This is a genomic window from Candidatus Obscuribacterales bacterium, assembly GCA_036703605.1.
Classification (GTDB): domain Bacteria; phylum Cyanobacteriota; class Cyanobacteriia; order RECH01; family RECH01; genus RECH01.
Window position 1 is genome coordinate 1 of sequence record DATNRH010000521.1, and the last position, 1,683, is coordinate 1,683.

The following is a 1,683-nucleotide window of genomic DNA, read 5'->3' on the forward strand; positions in this document are numbered from 1 at the left end:
TGCCAGGCAGGCCCGTTCGAGGTTGCCAGCATATTCGTTACGACGACGTTCGGACTCCATGTCATTGGGTGAGAGCGAGTGATCGAGTCGGTTTCGCCACAGGAGAGCCAAGTGGATGATATGGGCCAAGAGGGTCAGGCGCGTGACGTCATGGCCATGTTTGGCGATCTGCCACAGTGCGGCCTGGATAGGGTGGCTACCGTAGATGCCCTTGGAACCTTTCGGCTCAGTATGCTGGTAGAGGGTTTTGATAACCCCTGGGTCCTCGTTCACTTTGGTGATGATGGACTTGACGACATCAGTTGGCCAGACATGGTGGTCGATAGCGTTAAGGGTTTGAATGGCTGACAAGAGGTCATGTTGGAAGACCTCTATTCCAAACCAGTCATAGCGAGGCTGTATGGCGTCACGCAATAGTGAAAGTTCTGGGGGGCTGAATGGGTTCATCCTTGATTCTCCAGTTTTTATAGCTTTTCCGCTTTGCTCGCTGAGTTGCGACTCATGCCCAAGGCGCTAAGAAATAATTTCTTGTGAACAAACATCGGGGATAAGGCGCCCAGTAGGTCGGGGTTGCGATTTTTCAAGGTTAACCGCAATGATTCGCAGACGTCTGGTGCGCTTCTCGCCTCGAGCCCACACGTGACATAATTGAGAAGCTCTACTTGTATGCAAATTGTTTCAATGTCCACCCTGTTGAGTCCATGAAATACCAGTGCGGGGATGCGATACTTTGGTGGCAGCCATTGGGACAGCTCCCATGAGCGAATATTGCCAAACACATATGCCATGCGATCCTTTGGGCTTTCATATACGCAGGGAGGATTGCTGGTGATAATGGTTTTGATTGCCGCCTCAGTGAGGTGGCTATGGCGCTGCAGTAACGGAATATGGCTAGCCAGTTGGATGCGAAGTTCTCGTGAAATATTCGGTGAGATCGTCAGGTCTCGGCACCGAACACTCCTAAGTTTGGCGATTTCCAGAGCCGGATGGATCGCTCCGTTGTGAGGGGAAGCTTGTCGACTCTCTGTGCTCGCCACAGACCGGTTGGTGCGCAGCGTATTTTCTCCGCTGGCGGTATTTGTCTGCTGTGCTGTTTTCGTTTCCTGCGTCATCATCCGTTCCCCGATGGTCTGTCACGTGCAGGCTACCTGCCACGTTGGCACCCACCCCCGTCTCGAAATGCCCTTGAAGGGCACAACGAGGGGGTAATCGGCCTCTGATGAACAACGATAGGGATTTTTCAGATTACGCAAGCGCCCCACAGCGCCCCCGATGGCGCGGCGGGAAGCGAGGCTGGGGAGGAATGAAAATCAGATGGTGCTAGGTCTATCGCTTTATAATCAGTGGTTTAATGAACTTTCTAAGCGATAGGTACGGGGCGGTGTCGCACGTAACAAGCAGTTAGGGAAGGGTCACGCAATGTTCTAACGGAACATCGTGTATGTTCCGCATGCGGAACATAAGTTGTTCGCGTATCGGTAGGTCAATCCACAAGCATCATGAGTATCGATGTGGCTACGGGTCGAGCAGCTCTTGGCGATGCCTGAGGATGGTTGCCTTAGACCGCTCATGGGCTTTCCTGAAGGTTTCGGCCACTTTTTCCTTTGGCGCGAAACCTCTCCCGACAATGCTGGCTGTGCCAAGCGTCACATATTCGCCGTTGCGCTTTCGGCTGCGAAGAAC

2 protein-coding genes are annotated in these 1,683 nt (G+C 53.0%); both read right to left on the reverse strand.

The genetic code is table 11. The annotated features are described in order from the left end of the window. Positions 1 to 447 (reverse strand): hypothetical protein (locus V6D20_11220; GenBank protein ID HEY9816353.1); only part of this gene is annotated, 447 nt, incomplete at its 3' end. A gap of 17 nt (positions 448 to 464) precedes the next feature. Continuing rightward, entirely contained in the window at positions 465 to 1,115 is a 651-nt protein-coding gene (locus tag V6D20_11225; GenBank protein ID HEY9816354.1) for a hypothetical protein, read from the reverse strand. Between the last annotated feature and the right edge of the window lie 568 nt (positions 1,116 to 1,683).